This window comes from Klebsiella sp. BIGb0149, assembly GCF_004362605.1.
Classification (GTDB): domain Bacteria; phylum Pseudomonadota; class Gammaproteobacteria; order Enterobacterales; family Enterobacteriaceae; genus Klebsiella; species Klebsiella terrigena.
Window position 1 is genome coordinate 102326 of sequence record NZ_SNYG01000007.1, and the last position, 16343, is coordinate 118668.

Sequence of the window (16343 nt, forward strand, 5' to 3'; positions counted from 1 at the left end):
TTTCTCACTGCCATTTACGGTGATATGCGCCAAGGGTGGTTTGCGTCCCCTCGGACATTGCGCCGAGAGTCTCCATCCATGCGGATTGTGGGACAAAATCCTGCGGGGAGGCCTTGCAGCGATCGATTGCCTGACGCCAGACCTTCGCTACCTGGGTGACGTAGGCCGGGCTACGCTGGCGGCCCTCAATTTTCACCGAGGCAATATTCGCCGCCATCAGCTCCGGCAGCAGCTCAAGAGTATTCAGGCTGGTGGGTTCTTCCAGCGCGTGATAGCGCTCGCCGTCGACCAGGTAGCGGCCTTTGCACAGGGTGGGGTAGCCGGCGTTCTCGCCGTCCTGATAGCGGTCAATCAGGACTTCATTAAGGCGCGACTCCAGGCCCTGCGGAGTCTGCTGCCAGCGAACAAAGCGCGCGGGCGAACAGGCGCCGACGGTATTCGGCGACTCGCCGGTCAGGTATGAGGAGAGATAGCAGCGGCCTTCCGCCATAATGCACAGGCTGCCGAAGGCGAAGACCTCCAGCGGAACAGGGGTGGCGCGCGCCAGCTGTTTGACCTGATGGATGGAGAGCACGCGCGGCAGCACCACGCGGGCGACGTCGAAATTGCGGTGATAGAAGCGCACCGCTTCTTCGTTGGTCGCAGACGCCTGAACCGAAACGTGACGCTCAATATGCGGATAGCGCTCGGCGGCATATTCCAGCATGGCGATATCGGCGAGGATCAGGGCATCGGCCCCCAGTTGGGCGGCCATATCCACCGCGCGCTGCCAGCGGGCGTAACCGTCCGGGTGGGCGAAGGTGTTGATCGCAATATGCAGCTTGCGGCGATGCTGATGGACGAAGCTGACGGCTTCCTGCAGCTTCTTTTCGGTGAAATTAAGACCGGCAAAGTGGCGGGCGTTGGTGTCATCTTTCAGCCCGATATACACGGCATCGGCACCGTTTTCGATGGCCGCCTTAAGCGCCGGGAGGTTACCGGCTGGGCAGAGCAGCTCCATAATTTTTCCTGAAAAACGCGGCCTGTCGGCGACGCTGAATGGTTAACGAGCAGGGATTTTAGTTAACCTTCTGGTGACAATTTTTGATTTGAGGCAGTTAAAAGCGTATTGGTGGCGCCAATAATAGGTACCCGTCATGGTGATTTTGTTGATTTACGCCGCTATGTTGTTTATTTGATATGGCACAATAGCGGAACTGTCGCTTTCATGGAGTAAAGCTTGTGTTGGATAAATTGCGTTCCCGGCTGGTCCACTTTGGCCCGTCTTTGATGAGCGTGCCGGTTAAGCTGGCGCCTTTTGCCCTCAAGCGCCAGGTGCTGGAGCAGGTGCTCAGCTGGCAGTTTCGTCAGGCGCTGGCGGATGGAGAACTGGATTTTCTCGAAGGCCGCTGGTTAAGTATTAATGTGCGCGATATTGGCCTGCTGTGGTATACCTCAGTGAGCGAGGGTCGGCTGGTGGTTAGCCCGACGGCAGAAGCGGACGTCAGCTTTAGCGCTGATGCCAGCGATCTGCTGATGATCGCGGCGCGTAAGCAGGATCCGGATACGCTGTTCTTCCAGCGTCGGCTGGTTATCGAAGGCGATACCGAGCTGGGGCTGTACGTAAAAAACCTGATGGATGCCATTGAGCTGGAGCAGATGCCGAAAGCGCTGCGCATAATGCTGCTGCAACTGGCGGATTTTGTTGAAGCTGGCCTAAGCAGCCCGCGGAAACCTGAACAGACATCGGTAGGTGAGGCATGCTGATTCGAGTTGAAATTGGAATTGATGCACCGGGAATCGACGCGTTGCTGCGCCGAACCTTCGGCGGCGATGCCGAAGCGCAGCTGGTGCACGATTTACGGGAAGATGGCCTGATCACGCTAGGCGTGGTGGCAACGGACGATGAAGGTCAGGTGGTTGGCTATGTTGCCTTCAGTCCGGTCTCCGTTGAAGGCGAAGAGCTGCAGTGGGTTGGCATGGCGCCGCTGGCGGTAGATGAAAGCTACCGCGGTCAGGGGATTGGCCGCCAGCTGGTCTATGAAGGGCTGGATTCGCTGAATGAATTTAGCTACGCCGCGGTCGTTACCCTCGGCGAGCCGGCGCTGTACGGCCGCCTGGGCTTTGAACCGGCCGCGCGTTTCGATCTGCGCTGCCGCTGGCCGGACACCTCTGAGGCATTTCAGGTACGTCCTCTGGCCGATGACGCGCTGCAAGGGGTCCACGGACTGGTCGAGTACAGCGACCACTTCAACCGCTTCTAAGGCTCTCCAGCAGGGCTTCAAACGTACCATCTCCGGCAACGAGGCGCTCCTTCTGGCGCTTCGTTAGCTGCTTGATGCGATACTCCAGTCTCAGCGCTAGTGAGTGTTCACCAACTTCCTGACTAAAGGCCAGCTGCAGCGCGCCTTTCCCGCGTAAAGCTTTCGCCCCTTTGCCCTCCTGATGCTGACAAAAGCGGCGAGAGACATCGGTGGTAATCCCGGTATAGAGGCGATTATCGGCGGTACGAATCAGATAGAGAAACCAGCGCACGGTCCAAAGGTCGGTATGTTAAGGTGTGTGCACCATAGCATACTGGAGAAAAAAGATGGATACGCTTGCCGCGATTGGCCGCTGGCTGGGCAAACAGCACGTCGTCACCTGGTGTGTCGCCAGCGAGGGTGAGCTCTGGTGTGCCAACGCTTTCTATATTTATGATCCTGAAAACGTGGCATTTTATCTCCTTAGCGACGAGAAAACTCGCCACGGTCAAATGACCGGCGAGCGCGCTAAGGTTGCCGGGACGGTAAACGGTCAGCCGAAAACCGTGGCGCTGATCCGCGGAGTTCAGTTTAAAGGCGAGATTCGCCGGCTTCATGGAGAAGAGGAGGCAGAGATGCGCCAGCGCTACGTGAGGCGCTTCCCGGTTGCCCGCGCGCTGCCGGCAGCGGTATGGGAAATCCGCCCCGACGAGCTCAAGTTTACCGACAATACCCTCGGCTTCGGCAAGAAGCTGTACTGGCAGCGCGAGGCTGCGAGAGAGTAATTCCCCCGGTAGACGTGCAATTCCTCCCTTTTCTTGCATACTTTTTCTCAAGCTATCCGCCGCCCGTCGCGGCGGAACCTCAGGAGAGATCATGAGCCAGGTGCTGATAACAGGCGCGACCGGTTTAGTTGGTGGGCACTTACTTCGAATGCTGGTGCGCGAGCCGACCGTTTCGGCGATAGCCGCGCCCACTCGCCGCCCGCTGGCGGATACGCAGGGCGTATTCAATCCCCATGACCCTCAGCTGAGCGATGCGCTGGCGCAGGTCGTTGATCCGATAGACACCGTCTTTTGCTGCCTGGGCACCACGCGACGCGAGGCGGGGAGCAAAGCGGCCTTTATCCATGCTGACTATACGTTGGTGGTGGATACGGCGCTGACCGGGCTGCGGCTGGGGGCAAAGCATATGCTGGTCGTCAGCGCCATGGGCGCCGACCCGCATTCGCTGTTTTTCTACAATCGCGTCAAAGGGGAAATGGAGCAGGCGCTGCGCGCTCAGGCGTGGCGCAATCTGACCATCCTTCGCCCCTCTATGCTGCTGGGCGAGCGGGACAACAGGCGCGCCAATGAAGCGCTGCTGGCGCCGCTGTTCCGCCTGCTGCCGGGGAACTGGAAGTCTATCGACGCCCGCGACGTCGCACAGGCGATGCTCAGCGAAGCGCTCGCGCCCGCTCAGGAAGGCGTCACCGTTCTGCCATCGGCAAAACTGCGTGAAATCGCCGCCAGCGAGGCGTAGTATTCAGCGCTTCGCTGTATAACCACATTTCTTGCTGGGGAATGCTATGACTGGTCAGTCTTCATCTCAGGCGGCATCATCTTTTCAATGGTGGAAGCCCGCGCTCTTTTTTCTCGTCGTCATCGTTGGCCTGTGGTTCGTTAAATGGCAGCCCTATTACGGTAAGGCCTTCACCGCCGCAGAAACGCACAGCATTGGAAAATCTATTCTCGTCCAGGCCGATAGCAACCCGCTAAAAGCCGCGTGGGATTACGCGCTGGTCTACTTCCTGGCGGTCTGGAAAGCGGCGGTGCTGGGCGTGCTGCTGGGCTCGCTGATTCAGGTGCTGATCCCGCGCAACTGGCTGCTGCGCACGCTGGGGCAATCGCGTTTTCGCGGTACGCTGCTGGGGGCGATTTTCTCGCTGCCCGGCATGATGTGCACCTGCTGCGCCGCGCCGGTGGCGGCAGGCATGCGTAAACAGCAGGTGTCGATGGGCGGCGCGCTGGCGTTCTGGATGGGTAATCCTCTGCTGAACCCGGCGACGCTGGTGTTTATGGGATTTGTGCTCGGCTGGCAGTTTGCCTTGATTCGCCTGGTGGCCGGTCTCGCGACCGTGCTGGTGGTGGCGACGCTGGTACAAAAATGGGTGAAAGAGGCCGCGACTCAGCCGGCGGCGGTGCCCGACGTTTCCCCGCAAATTGCCGAGGGCGGTTTCTTTAGCCGCTGGCTGCGGGCGCTGTGGACGCTGTTCTGGAACACGATCCCGGTCTATATTCTGGCGGTGCTGGCGCTGGGCGCCGCGCGCGTCTGGCTGTTCCCGCACGCCGACGGCGCGATCGGTAACACCCTGTTCTGGGTCCTGGCGATGGCGATAGCCGGCTGCCTGTTCGTTATCCCGACGGCGGCGGAGATCCCTATCGTTCAGACCATGATGCTGGCGGGAATGGGCGTTGCGCCGGCGCTGGCTCTGCTGATCACTCTGCCTGCGGTCAGCGTACCGTCGCTGATTATGCTGCATAAGGCGTTTCCGGCGAAGGCCCTTTGGCTGACCGGCGGGCTGGTGGCGCTGTGCGGCGCGATTGTGGGCGGGCTGGCGTTACTGTGATGATTTTCCGGGCGACAACGCTGAGGGGGTGTCGCCCGGGATGCGGTGTTTACTTGAGGTAGGTAAACGCGGTTGTGACGCGAGAAACGCCGCTGACCCGGCTGGCGATGTCCGCCGCAGCGCGACCTTCGCGGTCGGTTACCAGCCCCATCAGGAACACTTCTCCGTTCTCGGTGGTCACCTTCACGTTCGATGATTTCACCTGGTCAGTGCCCAGCAGCTGGGAGCGAACCTTGGTGGTAATCCAGGTATCCGAAGAGGCGGTGCCGAGTCCGATCGGCTGACCCTGACGCACTTCGTTAAAGACTTCCGTGGTTCCTTCGACGCCCATCGCAATTTGCTTCGCGCGCGCGGAGAGATCGGCCACCGGAGATTGACCGGTCAGCAGGACTTTGCCCTGATAGGCGGTGACGTTAATGCGGGCCTGCTTCTTAATTTGTTCATCTTTCGACAACGCGCTGTTGACGCGTAGCTCAAGCGTACTGTCATCGACCTGTGTGCCGACCGTACGCGGGTCCGTTGCGGCCTTGGTGCCGACTGCTGCCGTTCCGACGACTGCTGCGGCAACGCATCCCTGAAGCAGTAGCGCAGAAAGAAGGATGGCGAGGGGCGAGAGAGCCTTCATGTGTTCTCCTTATTCGTCCTGGTGTGGAAAAAGCGTGTTATCAATCAAATCGCACAGACAGTTGACGGTAAGCATATGCATTTCCTGAATACGCGCGCTGCGATGCGAGGGAATGCGAATCTCGACGTCCTGCTGACCCAGCAGGCCGGCCAGCTCGCCGCCGTCATAGCCGGTTAACGCAACGATGGTCATATCGCGAGTGACGGCCGCTTCGACGGCTTTCACGATATCCCGACTATTGCCGCGGGTGGAGATCGCCAGCAGTACATCACCAGCGTGCCCAAGCGCGCGCACCTGCTTGGCGTAAACCTCGTCATGCAGGCGATCGTTGGCTATTGCCGTTAAGACCACATTATCGGTATTTAGTGCAATGGCAGGTAAACCAGGGCGCTCCGTTTCGAAACGATTGATCATGCTGGCAGCAAAATGCTGTGCGTTGGCGGCAGAGGTGCCATTGCCACAACAGAGGATTTTGTTGCCGTTGAGGAGTGACTGCACGAGGGTCATCGCCGCGCGGGAGATGGCGTCCGGGAGTGCTTCCGCTGCTGCAATTTGGGTTTGAATGCTTTCAGTGAAGCAGGCTTTAATTCTATCGAGCACGGGATCCCTTAAATTCGTTTACGCTATTCGCCAAAGGCGTTTTTCAGCCATTGGATGTCGTTTCCGGTGAAGGCTACCACATCGAAACGGCAATCCACAGTATCAAAGCTCCCATTATGTCGGGAGAGCCACAGACGCGCGGCATGGAGGAGTCGTTGTTGCTTTTTCAGCGTGACGCTGGAGGCGGCATCGCCGTAGCCTGCGCTACGACGATAGCGCACTTCGACAAAGACGGTAACCGCCCCGTCGCGCATTATCAGGTCAATCTCGCCGCCCCGCTCGCGGGCGTTGGCGGCGATAAAACGCAGTCCCTGGCTTTCCAGCCAACGGCGGGCCTGGGCTTCCCAGGCGTCGCCGGTTCGTTTGGCTAGTTGGCTGAGACGATCTGTCCGCGCTGGTACTTGAGCCATGACAGTTTCCTGTTGATCACGCAGTCCTGCGTGGCCGTCAAATCGCCGGTGTTACCGTTCAGCTCAAATCCCGGCACCTGACGTATTTGCGAGAAATGGTTGGCCAGTGACCAGGCGTCGGCGCCCATCGCGTACAGGCGAGCCAGCGAGTAGTCGTTACGCACGGCGGACAGCGCCTGCTGCATCAGCGCCGGGTTGCTGCCGGCGAGCATTGGGATTTCGCTGTACTGCAGGCCGTCCATTTCCAGGCGGAAGTCCGGGCCGGCGGTGCCCTGAGCGCTGCGAGAGCTGGCGTACAGGGTCACGTTGCTTTGGCTGCCGTTGCGCAGGGCAATCATCGGTTTGATGTAGCCAATTTGTTCCGGCGTCGCGAGGATCCAGGCGGCATCGACGCTGCCGCCGCTGCTGACCGGCACGTCGCTCGGGCTACCCAGCGCGCTATCCTGAGCGGAAGGCAGGGTGGACACCGGGCTACCGGTCAACGAGATACCGCCGTTGACGCTGGACTTCAGCTCGGAGGTTGAGCCAATACGCTGCTGTAAAACCGTGCCGCCGCCAATCTTAAGCCACTCGTTGGCAAAGGCGCTGACCACGCGATCGCCCAGCGCTCCGCGCGGAACCAGCAGCAGCGGAGTCTGCTTGCCCTGATCGTGAATATGGCGTGCCGCATCGCGCGCTTCGTCCTCCGGGGAGAGGGCGAAATAGCAGATATTGGCGCGGTTCTCGACTTTTTCCGGCTGGTTCAGCGCGAGGACGTTCAGGGAGGTGTTGCTTTTAATGACCTCTTCGACGTTGTTTTTAAGCAACGGCCCGACGACGATGGTCGCGCCGTCCTGCTGCACCTGGGCCAGCAGCTGGCTCATCGGCTGGCTGGTGGTGTCATAGATTTTCAGTTCGGCAGCAGGGTTAGCCGGGGTTGAGGCAACCGTCTGGGCCTGCGGCGCCGTCACCGGCGGCTGAGCGGCATCGGCAGGCGCATCGCTGGTGGCGGCTGGCGTTACCGCTGGCGTCGCGCTCTGTGCGGCCGCCGGAGCGGCGGTTGGCGCAGTGACCGGCTCTGCTGCCGGCGGCGTCGCCTGGTCCGCTGCCGGCGTCTGTACCGGCGCCTGCGCGGCGTTTGCCGCGGTGAGATCGCTGATTTCCGCCTGCGACGGGCTGACTACCTCGCCCCCGGCGGCGTTTGCCGCCTGCGCGACCTGCGCAGGCACCGCGCTTCCGGCAACCGCCGGAGCGCCGTTTTTCGCCGCCTCAAATCCCTGCTGTATCGTGCGGCCAAATACCGCCGCCTGGCCGTTTAACGGCAGCAGCAGGGCGATTTTATTGGTTGATGCCGGCTTATAATTTTGCATGTTCACCAGCGCCGTCGGCAGCATCTTCGCGCCTGGGTTCTGCGGATAGCGGGTCTGCCAGTCTTTCACTCCGGCTTTGAGCAGGGTCGGATCGTTACGATTATCAAACCACATACGCTGCAGATCCAGCCAGCCCTGCAGGACGTTCTCGTCGGCATTGATAACCAGCGCGTTGGCCTGATCCTGGGTCATCGAGGTCAGCGCTTTCCAGGTCTCGTCGATATTCTTCTGCTGCTGTTTCGGCTGGCTTAGCAGCGGCTGCTGGGCGATAAGCGCGCGCAGCAGGGTAATTGACGGGCGTCCCTGGCTGGCATCGATTTGCGCCTGCCAGTAGCGGGGCTGCTGGTTGGTCTCAAAGCTTGCCGGATCGAGCTTGCTGAGCAGCGCCTGAGCGCCCGGGAAATTGTTCTGGGCCAGCTTCACTTCTACCGCCAGCAGCGACTGCTCGCGGGCCTGCGTTTTGTTGAGGTTAGCCGGCAGCTGGTTGAACAGATCGATGGCCTGCTGCTTTTTGCCCTCCTGCAGCAGTGCACGAATGGCGAGTAATTGCCAGTTGGTCTTGCTATCATTCGCGCTTTGCTGCATTTGCTGCAGGTAGTAACTGGAGTTTGCCTGTGCCGTACCCTGTAAAAACGCCGTGCTTTGATCCGGGGTATGGGTGCCGCAGCCAGCGAAGATCAGAGCAGCCAGCAGTACGGGCAGACAACGCGCGGGTTTAGAACGAAGAAATGTTGACGGTACCATATGTATCCAGTGATATTTTTTTGGCTCAATGCTCAATATTAATTCGGCAATACGGACGAGACAATGAAACAACACGAATCAGCAGATAATTCTCAGGGGCAGCTCTATATCGTGCCCACGCCGATAGGTAATCTGTCTGATATCACGCAGCGTGCGCTGGAGGTGTTGCAAGCCGTTGATTTAATTGCTGCAGAAGATACCCGCCATACCGGTTTACTGCTCCAGCACTTTGGGATTAACGCCCGGTTATTTGCCCTTCACGACCATAACGAGCAGCAAAAAGCTGAAACACTTCTGGCAAAGCTGAAGGACGGGCAAAACATCGCCCTGGTCTCTGATGCGGGGACCCCGCTGATCAACGATCCCGGCTATCATCTGGTGCGCACCTGCCGCGAGGCCAATATCCGCGTCGTGCCGCTGCCGGGGCCGTGCGCGGCGATTGCCGCACTGAGCGCGGCGGGCCTGCCGTCGGACCGCTTCTGCTATGAAGGCTTTCTGCCGGCAAAATCGAAGGGACGCCGCGATACGCTGAGGGCGCTGGAAGAAGAGCCGCGGACGATTATTTTTTATGAGTCCACTCACCGCCTGCTGGAAAGCCTGGAAGATATCTGCACAGTGCTGGGAGAGTCCCGCTACGTGGTGCTGGCGCGCGAGCTGACGAAAACCTGGGAATCTATCCACGGCGCGCCGATCGGCGAGCTGGTGGCGTGGGTGAAGGAAGATGAGAACCGCCGTAAGGGCGAAATGGTGCTGATCGTCGAAGGGTTCAAGGCTCAGGAAGAGGCCCTGCCTGCGGACGCGCTGCGGACGTTGGCCCTGCTGCAGGCGGAGCTGCCGCTGAAAAAAGCCGCCGCGCTGGCCGCTGAAATTCACGGTGTGAAGAAAAACGCGCTGTATAAGCACGCGCTGGAGCAGCAGGGCGAGTAGTTTGCTCTGTACTCGATAAGCCGGGCAGGCGTGGCGCCGCCCGGCTGGCCTTACATTGCGCAGTACAAACAGGTTGCCTGCGGGTGTAGCCACAGGAACGATGCCGGAACGCGGGTTGATACTTTTCCTTCTCTGAACGCGGCGAACGCCTGCTGTTTTCCCTCACCGGCTACCAGCAGTAATACCTCTTTTGCCGCCAGAATATCCCTAAGACCCAAGGTTACCCCCTGCTCGACGGGAGCTGATGCCTGTTTCAGCATATCGTGCAGGCGGGTGCGCTCATCGAGATAGGTAATATGGCAGGCGGGTTCCAGGAAGTCGTCCGGTTCGTTAAGTCCTAAATGACCGTTCTTACCTATCCCCAACAGGCAAAGGTCTAAACCGCCACACCGCGCAATCTGTTCAACAACCCGCTGGCATTCCCGTTCGTCAGCCTTATCGGAAGCAAACGAAATATAGCGATCGGGCGTGACGGCGAGCGGCAGAATAATTTGCTGCTGCAAAAACGCTTCGCAGGTTGCCGGGCTATCGGCCGATAGCCCAACCCATTCATCGAGCTTCACGAAGGTAACCTGACTGGTATCCGTTTTTTGTGCCTGCACCTTTTCAACAAACATTTGATAGGCCAGCAGCGGCGTAGCGCCCGTCGCCAGACAAATTACCGCGTCGGGCTTACGCTGAATGAGCGCCAGCAATCGCTCGCTGACCTCCTCGCTCAGCGCACGGTAATCGCTCAGCTCCTGAAAAGCTATCCTGCTCATTTACAAAATCCCCAGCGCGGAGCCCAGAATCGCCAGCACAAAGGTGACGGCAATCAGCAATACCGGATGCGCCTTTTTCACGCGCAGCAGGTAATACATCAGCAGGGTGTAGCCCATCGGTAAGATGTTTGGGAACACCTTGTCGAAAAAGTCCTGCTGCAGCGCAACGTTATGCGTGGCGTCGATGGCAAAGGTGGTGACGACGTTAATATGCACGTAGGACGCAATCAGACCGCCAATGACCGTGATCCCAAGTATCGTCGCCGAGCGGGCGATCATCTGCGAGTTTTCCCGCACTTTATCTATCGCTTTTATCCCCACAGAATAGCCGACATGCGTCCAGCCCACGCGCAGGAAGAAGATGGCAAGATAGACCGCGAAGAACAAAATAGGCCCCAGCAGGTTGCCCTGGCTGGCGAAGGAGGAGCAGATCCCGGCCATAATCGGCAACAGGGTGAACCAGAATATGGCGTCGCCGATGCCGGCGATAGGACCAAAAAGCGCGACTTTCAGCCCTTTTATCGTGCTGCGGTCTTCACCTTTCTCTTCCATTGAAATCAGCAGACCCATCAGGAAGCCGACCAGGTTAGGGTGCGTGTTAATGAACTCCAGATGATCCTTCATGGCGGCGCTGAGGCCTTCTTTGTCGCCTTTGTAGATCTTCTTCAGGATCGGCAGCATTGCCCACGTAAACCCACCGGCCTGCATACGCTCATAGTTGAAGCTGGCCTGAAGCAGAGAGGAACGAAACCCCAGGCGAGTAATGTCTTTTTTACTGATTTCAGATCCCATTGCTGTAATCCTCTGCATCGTTTTTCTGGGTTGCTGCCTGCGCCTGCGCGGCATTTTTAGCTTTGGCATTAAAGAATTCATAGACCGCAAACCCGGCGCCTAATACCGCGACCGGCAGCAGGTTACTGACCTGGATATAGCATACGAACAGGAAGCCGGCGATGAGGTAAGGAATGTACTGCGCCTTGAACATAACGCGCAGCAGGAGGCCAAAACCGACCGCAGGCAGTATGCCGCCAGCGACTTCAAAACCGTGCGTCAGCCAGGCCGGCATGGCTTTTACCAGCGCCTGCATCGCGCCCTGCGCAAGATAGGTGCAGAGAAAGGCGATAGCCGCATAGGAACAGGCGACAATGAGCGTTGTCGTCCAGTTAAGACGGGAAAACGCCGCCGTATTCGCCTCCTTCGCGCACTTATCGGCCTTTGACATAAAGAGTGAAAATGCCGAGTAGAAAAACAGAATGACGTACTGCATCAGCAGACTAAACGGCAGCCCTAAACCAATTGCGGTTTTCGCATCCACCCCGGTTGTCCAGGCGATGACGGTCGTCATTACGCCTGCCATAATGGGGTTTGGCGGCTGCACGCCTCCGGCAGGCGTCAGGCCGGCAAAAGCCAGCTCGGTGAGACCGCCGGTGATCAACCCGATATGGATGTCGCCAAGAATCGCACCGGTAAGAGTACAGACGATAATCGGACGAAAAAGGAACAGCGCTTCCAGCCAAAAATCTATCCCAAGAACAAAAACTAACGCGGCCAGGGATATTCCCTGAAGGAGTGTAATTTCGTGCATTTTGTTGCCTCGTAATGGTGACTTTCGCTATTAGAATATCGAGACACTGCAATTAATCAGGAATGCCCTCTTTCGCATCACCAGGAACATCCTGAATAAATAGATTAATACCGCTGCGCTTGATAAATCGCAGGTCGTCTAAATCACTATCATCGACATATACCTTGCTGCTGATCTGTTTTTTCCCCTCAGAGAAATGCATATTTCCTACGTTGACGTCTTTCAACGACAGGCCGCCTTCGATCAGCTTTCTGACGATGGCCGGAGTGCGGCAGATTAGAAAGATCTTCTGATGAGGGGCCGCCTTCGCAATGATCGCGATTGTTTTCTCGATTGAGAAAAAACGGATGCCGAAGCCATAGGTATCAGCGGTAATGCCCATCAGCTTTTGCTGTATATCGTCATTTGCGACTTCATCATCGACGACAATCAGTAAGTTAGCGCCAATGGTTGATGTCCACGTGACGCCAACCTGGCCATGTACCAGGCGGTTATCAATCCGGGTTAATAAAATATTTGGAGTACTCATATTAGTAATTCCTGCCGATATAGGCTGTGAGTTACGCGTTGTTGAAATAATATAATTATGTTTAATTTACGAAACGGATGGCGAACAGATCGCTAATTTATTCGCTGAACCGCAGACGTTGATTTTGCTTTTTACCACTTCTTTCATGGCATCCATACCGACACGCATGTAATAGCGTGGGTCATTGCCATCAGGATGTTCACCGAACCACTGTTTTACGGCGCCGGAAAACGCAATTTTCAGCTCGGTTGCCACATTGACTTTGCAGACCCCGAGCTCAATGGCGCGACGCACGTACTCGTCAGGGACATCGCTCGCGCCGTGCAGGACCAGGGGCACATCAACCACGTCGCGAATCTCCCCCAGACGGTGAAAATCAATTTTTGGCGTTTTGGTATAAAGTCCGTGAGCGGTGCCGATAGCCACCGCCAGGCTGTCAACGCCGGTCAGCTCGACAAAGCGTTTTGCTTCCTGCGGGTCGGTCAGAAACGCGCTTTCTGCGTCCACGCTCATGTCATCTTCCATGCCGCCCAGGCGACCGAGTTCGGCCTCTACGCTGCAATCATGCTGGTGGCAGAATTCGACGACTGATTTCACCAGCTTGACGTTCTCATCGAAGGGGAAGTGGCTGCCGTCGATCATGGCGCTACGCACGCCGGCGTTAACCTTGCGGCGGATATCGTCCAGCGATTCATGGTGATCGAGATGCAGCGCCAGCGGCATGTCGTAGGTGGTGGCGTAGGCGCTGCACAGGGCGTAGATCTCCTCCAGCGCGATATGCTTAAAGGTGCCCGGCGTGCCGGCGAGGATCACCGGCGATCGCATGGCGCTGCAGACTTCGAGGATCGCCTGGATCGTCTCGGCGTTATGAATGTTAAATGCCGGCACCGCATAGCCTTTTGCCTGGGCATCCAGAAGGAGATATTTAGTTGAAATAATGCTCATGATGCGATCCTCTTACGCCTGCCATGGATGAATAACAACGCCCTGTACCACGCGGTTAACCGTTCCGCTGGCGGATGGGGTGTCCGGAGTATTACCAACGCTGATGGACTGCGTGAGGGCGAATACCTGGGCATACATCAGGAAACAGAAAGCCAGCTCGACGTCGATAAACGTGCGGGAAGGCGGCAGCAGAATGTGCGGACCCGCTGCGATAACGGCATTTGATTCGTCGCTAATTGCCACCACGCGCATTGCCTGTTTATCGCGACGCAGCTCGGCCAGCAGGTCGAGATCGTACTGGCGCGTGTAGGGATGGCTGGAGACAAATACCACCACCAGCGTTTCGTTATCCACCAGCGATTTCGGCCCGTGACGAAAGCCGGTTGGGGAGTCATAGAACGCCGCCAGCTTACCGGCGGTCAGCTCGAGGACCTTGAGGGCAGATTCGCGCGCCGCGCCCTGTAATCCGCCGCTGCCGAGATAGACGATCCGTCGCCACGGCTCATTGCCAAATACGCCGTTATTAAATTCGCCGAGCGACGTGAGGATCGTCTGACAGCGATCCGCCACGTCGCGGAAGGTTCTGCTGCCGATCGCCTCGGGCGCGAACACCGCAAGGCAGCTCGCCATCATGGTGGTAATACTGCTGGTCATTGCAAAGCCGCGGTCGTGCGTTTCCGCCGGCATCAGTAGCGCAAAGGCGTTGTCGCTGTTTACCGCGTTTTGATACAGGCTGCCGGATTCATTACAGGTAATCGACAGGTGGTAACAGTCCGGGACGAACTGATTGGCCAGCTCTACGGCGGCAACGCTCTCCGGGCTATTGCCAGAGCGGGCGAAGGAGACCAGCAGCAGCGGGTGTTCGGCGTTGAGGTAGTCCATCGGATTGGTGACCAGGTCGGTCGTTGGCACCGCGCTGATGTTTTTTCCGGTATGGCGCGCCAGCCAGGGCGCAACGATCTCGCCGATAAAGGCGGAGGTTCCTGCTCCCGTCAGAACGATCCGCAGGTCGTCTTTACGCAGCAATGGCGCAAGAAAGTCGTCGATCGCCGAACGGAGATTGTCGATGTTGGTGAGCGAGCGGATCCAGCAGGTGGGCTGTTGGCGGATTTCGGTTTCTGTCCAGGTGCCGGTCGCGGCGGAGGTAGCGGTATAGGTTTCAGGCATAACACAGTCCTTAGTCGTGTGAATTCCACATCAGACGCTGGCAAAATTGTCGCTATCTTTCGTTTCGTTTCACTTATTCATGTAATCAGCTAGATAAAATCTATATGAAAGAAATCGAAACTTCAATCAAAGAAACAAGAAATAAAACGAAAACTGTGATCGGTAAACAATGAATACATATATCTATATGATTAATAATTGTTTTTAATTAAATAATCGTACGGGATTACGTTCTTTTAGAAAGAAAAAGAAAGGCCTTGCGCGACGAGGGCGAAGGCCAATATGACGCATAATGAAAGGGCTAAAGGGGGAGAGCCTGGCCCTGAATCCAGATTTGCTGAAGGTGTAGCCCGTCGTTTAGCGCAATAACGTTCGCGCATTTTCCCGTGCGTAACGATCCCAGCCGATCGTCAATACCCAGCAGGCGAGCGGGGTGCAGCGAAGCCATATGAATGGCCTCTTCCGGCGCAGCTCCCGCCAGTTCGACCATGTTGCGAACGGCCGCATCAAGCGAGAGCGTACTGCCTGCCAGGCTACCGGAGGCCGTTCGTACGATACCGCCGCGCATTTCCACCGCTTCGCCGCAGAGCGAATAGCGGCCATCGGGCATACCGGCTGCCTGCATCGCATCTGTTATCAGGACCATGCGCTGCCCGGCGCAGCAGGAGCACAGACGCATGGCGGCGGGATGAACATGATGCCCGTCGGCAATCAGCTCCAGCCAAGCCTGCGGCGTAGTTAACCCGGCGCCGACCATGCCCGGCTCACGGTGATGTAATCCGCTCATCCCGTTGTAGCAGTGCACCAGCCCGTCGGCTCCGGCAGCGAATGCGGCGCAGGTTTGTTCATAGGTGGCGGCGCTATGGCCCAGCATCACCCGCACGCTATGCCGTTTAAGATGATGAATTGCCGCTATTGCCCCCGGCTTCTCCGGCGCCAGCGCCACCACCCGCAGCGTTTGCCGCGAGCGGGCAATGAGCGTATCCAGCTCGGCGACATCCAGCTCGCGGAACAGCTCAGGCGGATGGGCGCCTTTATTCTGCGGGGTGAAGTAGGGCCCTTCCAGGTAGCTGCCCAGCACCAGCGCGCCGGGACCACCGGAAAGTACGCGCCGGGCGATGCGTTCCAGCGCGCCGTGGATGGCCGGCAGCGGCGCGGTGACGGTAGTCGGCAGCCAGGCACCGACCCCCTCGCGCATTTTATGTATTGCCAGCCGGTCGAGCGCGTCCGGCGCCTCGTCCATCACATCAATACCCGCGCCGCCGTGAACGTGAATATCGATGTAAGCCGGGCAAAGGAGATCGGCGTCGCGAGCGGTTACGCCGGCGGGGACAGGCTCGACTGCGGTGATGACCCCTGCTTCAATACGCAGCTGATGATCGGCAAGCCAGCCCTGCTCGGTTAGCAGTCGTCTGGCGCGCAGAATCTGCGTCATATCCCTTCCTCTATCGGTTTGTCTTCGCGGCAGCGCGCGAGCTCGTCGACCAGGCTGGTTAATCCGCGGTGCCCGCACTCCAGCGCCTGCAGACGAAACGCCTCACCGTTCAGGCCCTCGCGTTCCAGGACCATTTCCAGCAGCAGCTGCAGATTGGTGCCGGTAATCACTTCACTCCCTGGTTTTTGCATCGCCAGCGTTGAGGCCACGCGAAATGGCGTACCGCCCAGAAGGTCAGTCAGAAAAACGATATCATCTTCAGCGCCCAGCTGGCCTACCGCCTGCTCCAGCTGCGAGGTGAGCAGTGCGGTGGTTGAAGTCTCTGGAAAATCGATAGCGATAAACTGCGACTGCTCGCCCAGTATCTGTTTCATCGCCATTGCCATACCGCTGGCAAAACCGCCATGACCCGTCAAAATAATACCTAACATTGCAT

20 protein-coding genes are annotated in these 16343 nt (G+C 58.1%); 6 read left to right on the forward strand and 14 right to left on the reverse strand.

Annotated elements, in window-relative coordinates:
* Window positions 1–4 precede the first annotated feature (4 nt).
* Window positions 5–1000, reverse strand: coding sequence for a ubiquinone anaerobic biosynthesis protein UbiU (gene ubiU / locus EDF75_RS21755; RefSeq protein WP_041147381.1), 996 nt, complete (start codon window positions 998–1000; stop codon window positions 5–7).
* A 221-nt stretch (window positions 1001–1221) separates the two neighbouring features.
* On the opposite strand from ubiU, the gene ubiT reads away from it, so the two are divergent.
* Together ubiT and EDF75_RS21765 are read left to right on the forward strand one after the other, a co-directional pair.
* Window positions 1222–1746 carry a ubiquinone anaerobic biosynthesis accessory factor UbiT gene (ubiT, locus tag EDF75_RS21760; RefSeq protein ID WP_041147380.1) on the forward strand — a complete coding sequence of 175 codons (525 nt, stop codon included), beginning with the start codon at window positions 1222–1224 and terminating at the stop codon, window positions 1744–1746.
* The gene (locus tag EDF75_RS21765; RefSeq protein ID WP_045856636.1) at window positions 1740–2243 is read left to right on the forward strand and encodes a GNAT family N-acetyltransferase; all 504 of its coding nucleotides are present in this window, start codon (window positions 1740–1742) and stop codon (window positions 2241–2243) included. Before ubiT ends, EDF75_RS21765 begins: the two co-directional genes overlap by 7 nt.
* On the opposite strand, the gene EDF75_RS21770 is transcribed toward EDF75_RS21765, so the two are convergent.
* Window positions 2230–2514, reverse strand: coding sequence for a GIY-YIG nuclease family protein (locus EDF75_RS21770; protein ID WP_133600846.1), 285 nt, complete (start codon window positions 2512–2514; stop codon window positions 2230–2232). The two genes, EDF75_RS21765 and EDF75_RS21770, sit on opposite strands and share 14 nt — an antisense overlap.
* Before the next feature lie 55 nt (window positions 2515–2569).
* Here EDF75_RS21770 and EDF75_RS21775 point away from each other — a divergent pair, with 55 nt between their 5' ends.
* From EDF75_RS21775 to EDF75_RS21785, 3 genes are all read left to right on the forward strand, one after another.
* Entirely contained in the window at window positions 2570–3007 is a 438-nt protein-coding gene (locus EDF75_RS21775) for a YhbP family protein (protein ID WP_133600847.1), read from the forward strand.
* A gap of 91 nt (window positions 3008–3098) precedes the next feature.
* Window positions 3099–3743, forward strand: a complete 645-nt coding sequence (locus EDF75_RS21780) for an NAD(P)H-binding protein (protein ID WP_133600848.1) — start codon at window positions 3099–3101, stop codon at window positions 3741–3743.
* Between the two features lie 46 nt (window positions 3744–3789).
* Window positions 3790–4830 carry a permease gene (locus EDF75_RS21785; RefSeq protein ID WP_133600849.1) on the forward strand — a complete coding sequence of 347 codons (1041 nt, stop codon included), beginning with the start codon at window positions 3790–3792 and terminating at the stop codon, window positions 4828–4830.
* Window positions 4831–4879: 49 nt separating this feature from the next.
* Here EDF75_RS21785 and dolP read toward each other — a convergent pair whose 3' ends face one another.
* From dolP to EDF75_RS21805, 4 genes are read right to left on the reverse strand one after another with little or no spacing between them, the layout of a single operon-like run.
* Window positions 4880–5455: a division/outer membrane stress-associated lipid-binding lipoprotein gene (gene dolP / locus EDF75_RS21790; RefSeq protein ID WP_041147374.1), complete on the reverse strand. Its 576-nt coding sequence runs from the start codon at window positions 5453–5455 to the stop codon at window positions 4880–4882.
* Between the two features lie 9 nt (window positions 5456–5464).
* On the reverse strand, window positions 5465–6055 hold the full coding sequence (diaA, locus tag EDF75_RS21795; protein ID WP_041147373.1) for a DnaA initiator-associating protein DiaA: 591 nt from the start codon (window positions 6053–6055) through the stop codon (window positions 5465–5467).
* Between the two features lie 23 nt (window positions 6056–6078).
* On the reverse strand, window positions 6079–6465 hold the full coding sequence (locus tag EDF75_RS21800; RefSeq protein ID WP_128877092.1) for a YraN family protein: 387 nt from the start codon (window positions 6463–6465) through the stop codon (window positions 6079–6081).
* Window positions 6423–8558 (reverse strand): penicillin-binding protein activator, encoded by a 2136-nt coding sequence (locus tag EDF75_RS21805; RefSeq protein WP_133600850.1) that lies wholly within the window; start codon window positions 8556–8558, stop codon window positions 6423–6425. The genes EDF75_RS21800 and EDF75_RS21805 overlap by 43 nt, the downstream gene beginning before the upstream one ends.
* 63 nt (window positions 8559–8621) lie before the next feature.
* Between EDF75_RS21805 and rsmI the strand changes: the two genes are divergently transcribed.
* On the forward strand, window positions 8622–9485 hold the full coding sequence (gene rsmI / locus EDF75_RS21810) for a 16S rRNA (cytidine(1402)-2'-O)-methyltransferase (RefSeq protein ID WP_045856650.1): 864 nt from the start codon (window positions 8622–8624) through the stop codon (window positions 9483–9485).
* A 50-nt stretch (window positions 9486–9535) separates the two neighbouring features.
* Here rsmI and EDF75_RS21815 read toward each other — a convergent pair whose 3' ends face one another.
* The 8 genes from EDF75_RS21815 to agaF all read right to left on the reverse strand — a co-directional run bounded on the left by EDF75_RS21815 (window position 9536) and on the right by agaF (window position 16338).
* Window positions 9536–10246, reverse strand: coding sequence for a galactosamine-6-phosphate isomerase (locus EDF75_RS21815; RefSeq protein ID WP_133600851.1), 711 nt, complete (start codon window positions 10244–10246; stop codon window positions 9536–9538).
* Window positions 10247–11038, reverse strand: coding sequence for a PTS galactosamine transporter subunit IID (gene agaD, locus EDF75_RS21820; protein ID WP_095099821.1), 792 nt, complete (start codon window positions 11036–11038; stop codon window positions 10247–10249).
* Window positions 11028–11831, reverse strand: a complete 804-nt coding sequence (gene agaC, locus EDF75_RS21825; RefSeq protein WP_045856660.1) for a PTS galactosamine transporter subunit IIC — start codon at window positions 11829–11831, stop codon at window positions 11028–11030. The genes agaD and agaC overlap by 11 nt, the downstream gene beginning before the upstream one ends.
* 52 nt (window positions 11832–11883) lie before the next feature.
* Entirely contained in the window at window positions 11884–12360 is a 477-nt protein-coding gene (gene agaB, locus EDF75_RS21830) for a PTS galactosamine transporter subunit IIB (RefSeq protein WP_076946574.1), read from the reverse strand.
* 66 nt (window positions 12361–12426) lie between these two features.
* Window positions 12427–13305 (reverse strand): tagatose-bisphosphate aldolase subunit KbaY, encoded by an 879-nt coding sequence (kbaY, locus tag EDF75_RS21835; protein ID WP_133600852.1) that lies wholly within the window; start codon window positions 13303–13305, stop codon window positions 12427–12429.
* 12 nt (window positions 13306–13317) lie between these two features.
* Complete coding sequence (locus EDF75_RS21840) at window positions 13318–14472, reverse strand: SIS domain-containing protein (protein ID WP_133600853.1); 1155 nt, start codon at window positions 14470–14472, stop codon at window positions 13318–13320.
* A gap of 301 nt (window positions 14473–14773) precedes the next feature.
* Window positions 14774–15907 (reverse strand): N-acetylglucosamine-6-phosphate deacetylase, encoded by a 1134-nt coding sequence (gene nagA / locus EDF75_RS21845; RefSeq protein WP_133600854.1) that lies wholly within the window; start codon window positions 15905–15907, stop codon window positions 14774–14776.
* Window positions 15904–16338, reverse strand: coding sequence for a PTS galactosamine/N-acetylgalactosamine transporter subunit IIA (gene agaF / locus EDF75_RS21850; RefSeq protein WP_133600855.1), 435 nt, complete (start codon window positions 16336–16338; stop codon window positions 15904–15906). The genes nagA and agaF overlap by 4 nt, the downstream gene beginning before the upstream one ends.
* Window positions 16339–16343 lie beyond the last annotated feature (5 nt).

What these genes read in the sequence shown, in the direction of transcription:
- ubiU (WP_041147381.1), bottom strand. Translation starts at nt 1,000, where the DNA reads ATGGAGCTGCTCTGCCCAGCCGGTAACCTCCCGGCGCTTAAGGCGGCC.
- EDF75_RS21765 (WP_045856636.1), top strand. Translation starts at nt 1,740, where the DNA reads ATGCTGATTCGAGTTGAAATTGGAATTGATGCACCGGGAATCGACGCG.
- EDF75_RS21775 (WP_133600847.1), top strand. Translation starts at nt 2,570, where the DNA reads ATGGATACGCTTGCCGCGATTGGCCGCTGGCTGGGCAAACAGCACGTC.
- EDF75_RS21780 (WP_133600848.1), top strand. Translation starts at nt 3,099, where the DNA reads ATGAGCCAGGTGCTGATAACAGGCGCGACCGGTTTAGTTGGTGGGCAC.
- EDF75_RS21785 (WP_133600849.1), top strand. Translation starts at nt 3,790, where the DNA reads ATGACTGGTCAGTCTTCATCTCAGGCGGCATCATCTTTTCAATGGTGG.
- dolP (WP_041147374.1), bottom strand. Translation starts at nt 5,455, where the DNA reads ATGAAGGCTCTCTCGCCCCTCGCCATCCTTCTTTCTGCGCTACTGCTT.
- EDF75_RS21800 (WP_128877092.1), bottom strand. Translation starts at nt 6,465, where the DNA reads ATGGCTCAAGTACCAGCGCGGACAGATCGTCTCAGCCAACTAGCCAAA.
- EDF75_RS21805 (WP_133600850.1), bottom strand. Translation starts at nt 8,558, where the DNA reads ATGGTACCGTCAACATTTCTTCGTTCTAAACCCGCGCGTTGTCTGCCC.
- rsmI (WP_045856650.1), top strand. Translation starts at nt 8,622, where the DNA reads ATGAAACAACACGAATCAGCAGATAATTCTCAGGGGCAGCTCTATATC.
- EDF75_RS21815 (WP_133600851.1), bottom strand. Translation starts at nt 10,246, where the DNA reads ATGAGCAGGATAGCTTTTCAGGAGCTGAGCGATTACCGTGCGCTGAGC.
- agaD (WP_095099821.1), bottom strand. Translation starts at nt 11,038, where the DNA reads ATGGGATCTGAAATCAGTAAAAAAGACATTACTCGCCTGGGGTTTCGT.
- agaC (WP_045856660.1), bottom strand. Translation starts at nt 11,831, where the DNA reads ATGCACGAAATTACACTCCTTCAGGGAATATCCCTGGCCGCGTTAGTT.
- agaB (WP_076946574.1), bottom strand. Translation starts at nt 12,360, where the DNA reads ATGAGTACTCCAAATATTTTATTAACCCGGATTGATAACCGCCTGGTA.
- kbaY (WP_133600852.1), bottom strand. Translation starts at nt 13,305, where the DNA reads ATGAGCATTATTTCAACTAAATATCTCCTTCTGGATGCCCAGGCAAAA.
- EDF75_RS21840 (WP_133600853.1), bottom strand. Translation starts at nt 14,472, where the DNA reads ATGCCTGAAACCTATACCGCTACCTCCGCCGCGACCGGCACCTGGACA.
- nagA (WP_133600854.1), bottom strand. Translation starts at nt 15,907, where the DNA reads ATGACGCAGATTCTGCGCGCCAGACGACTGCTAACCGAGCAGGGCTGG.
- agaF (WP_133600855.1), bottom strand. Translation starts at nt 16,338, where the DNA reads ATGTTAGGTATTATTTTGACGGGTCATGGCGGTTTTGCCAGCGGTATG.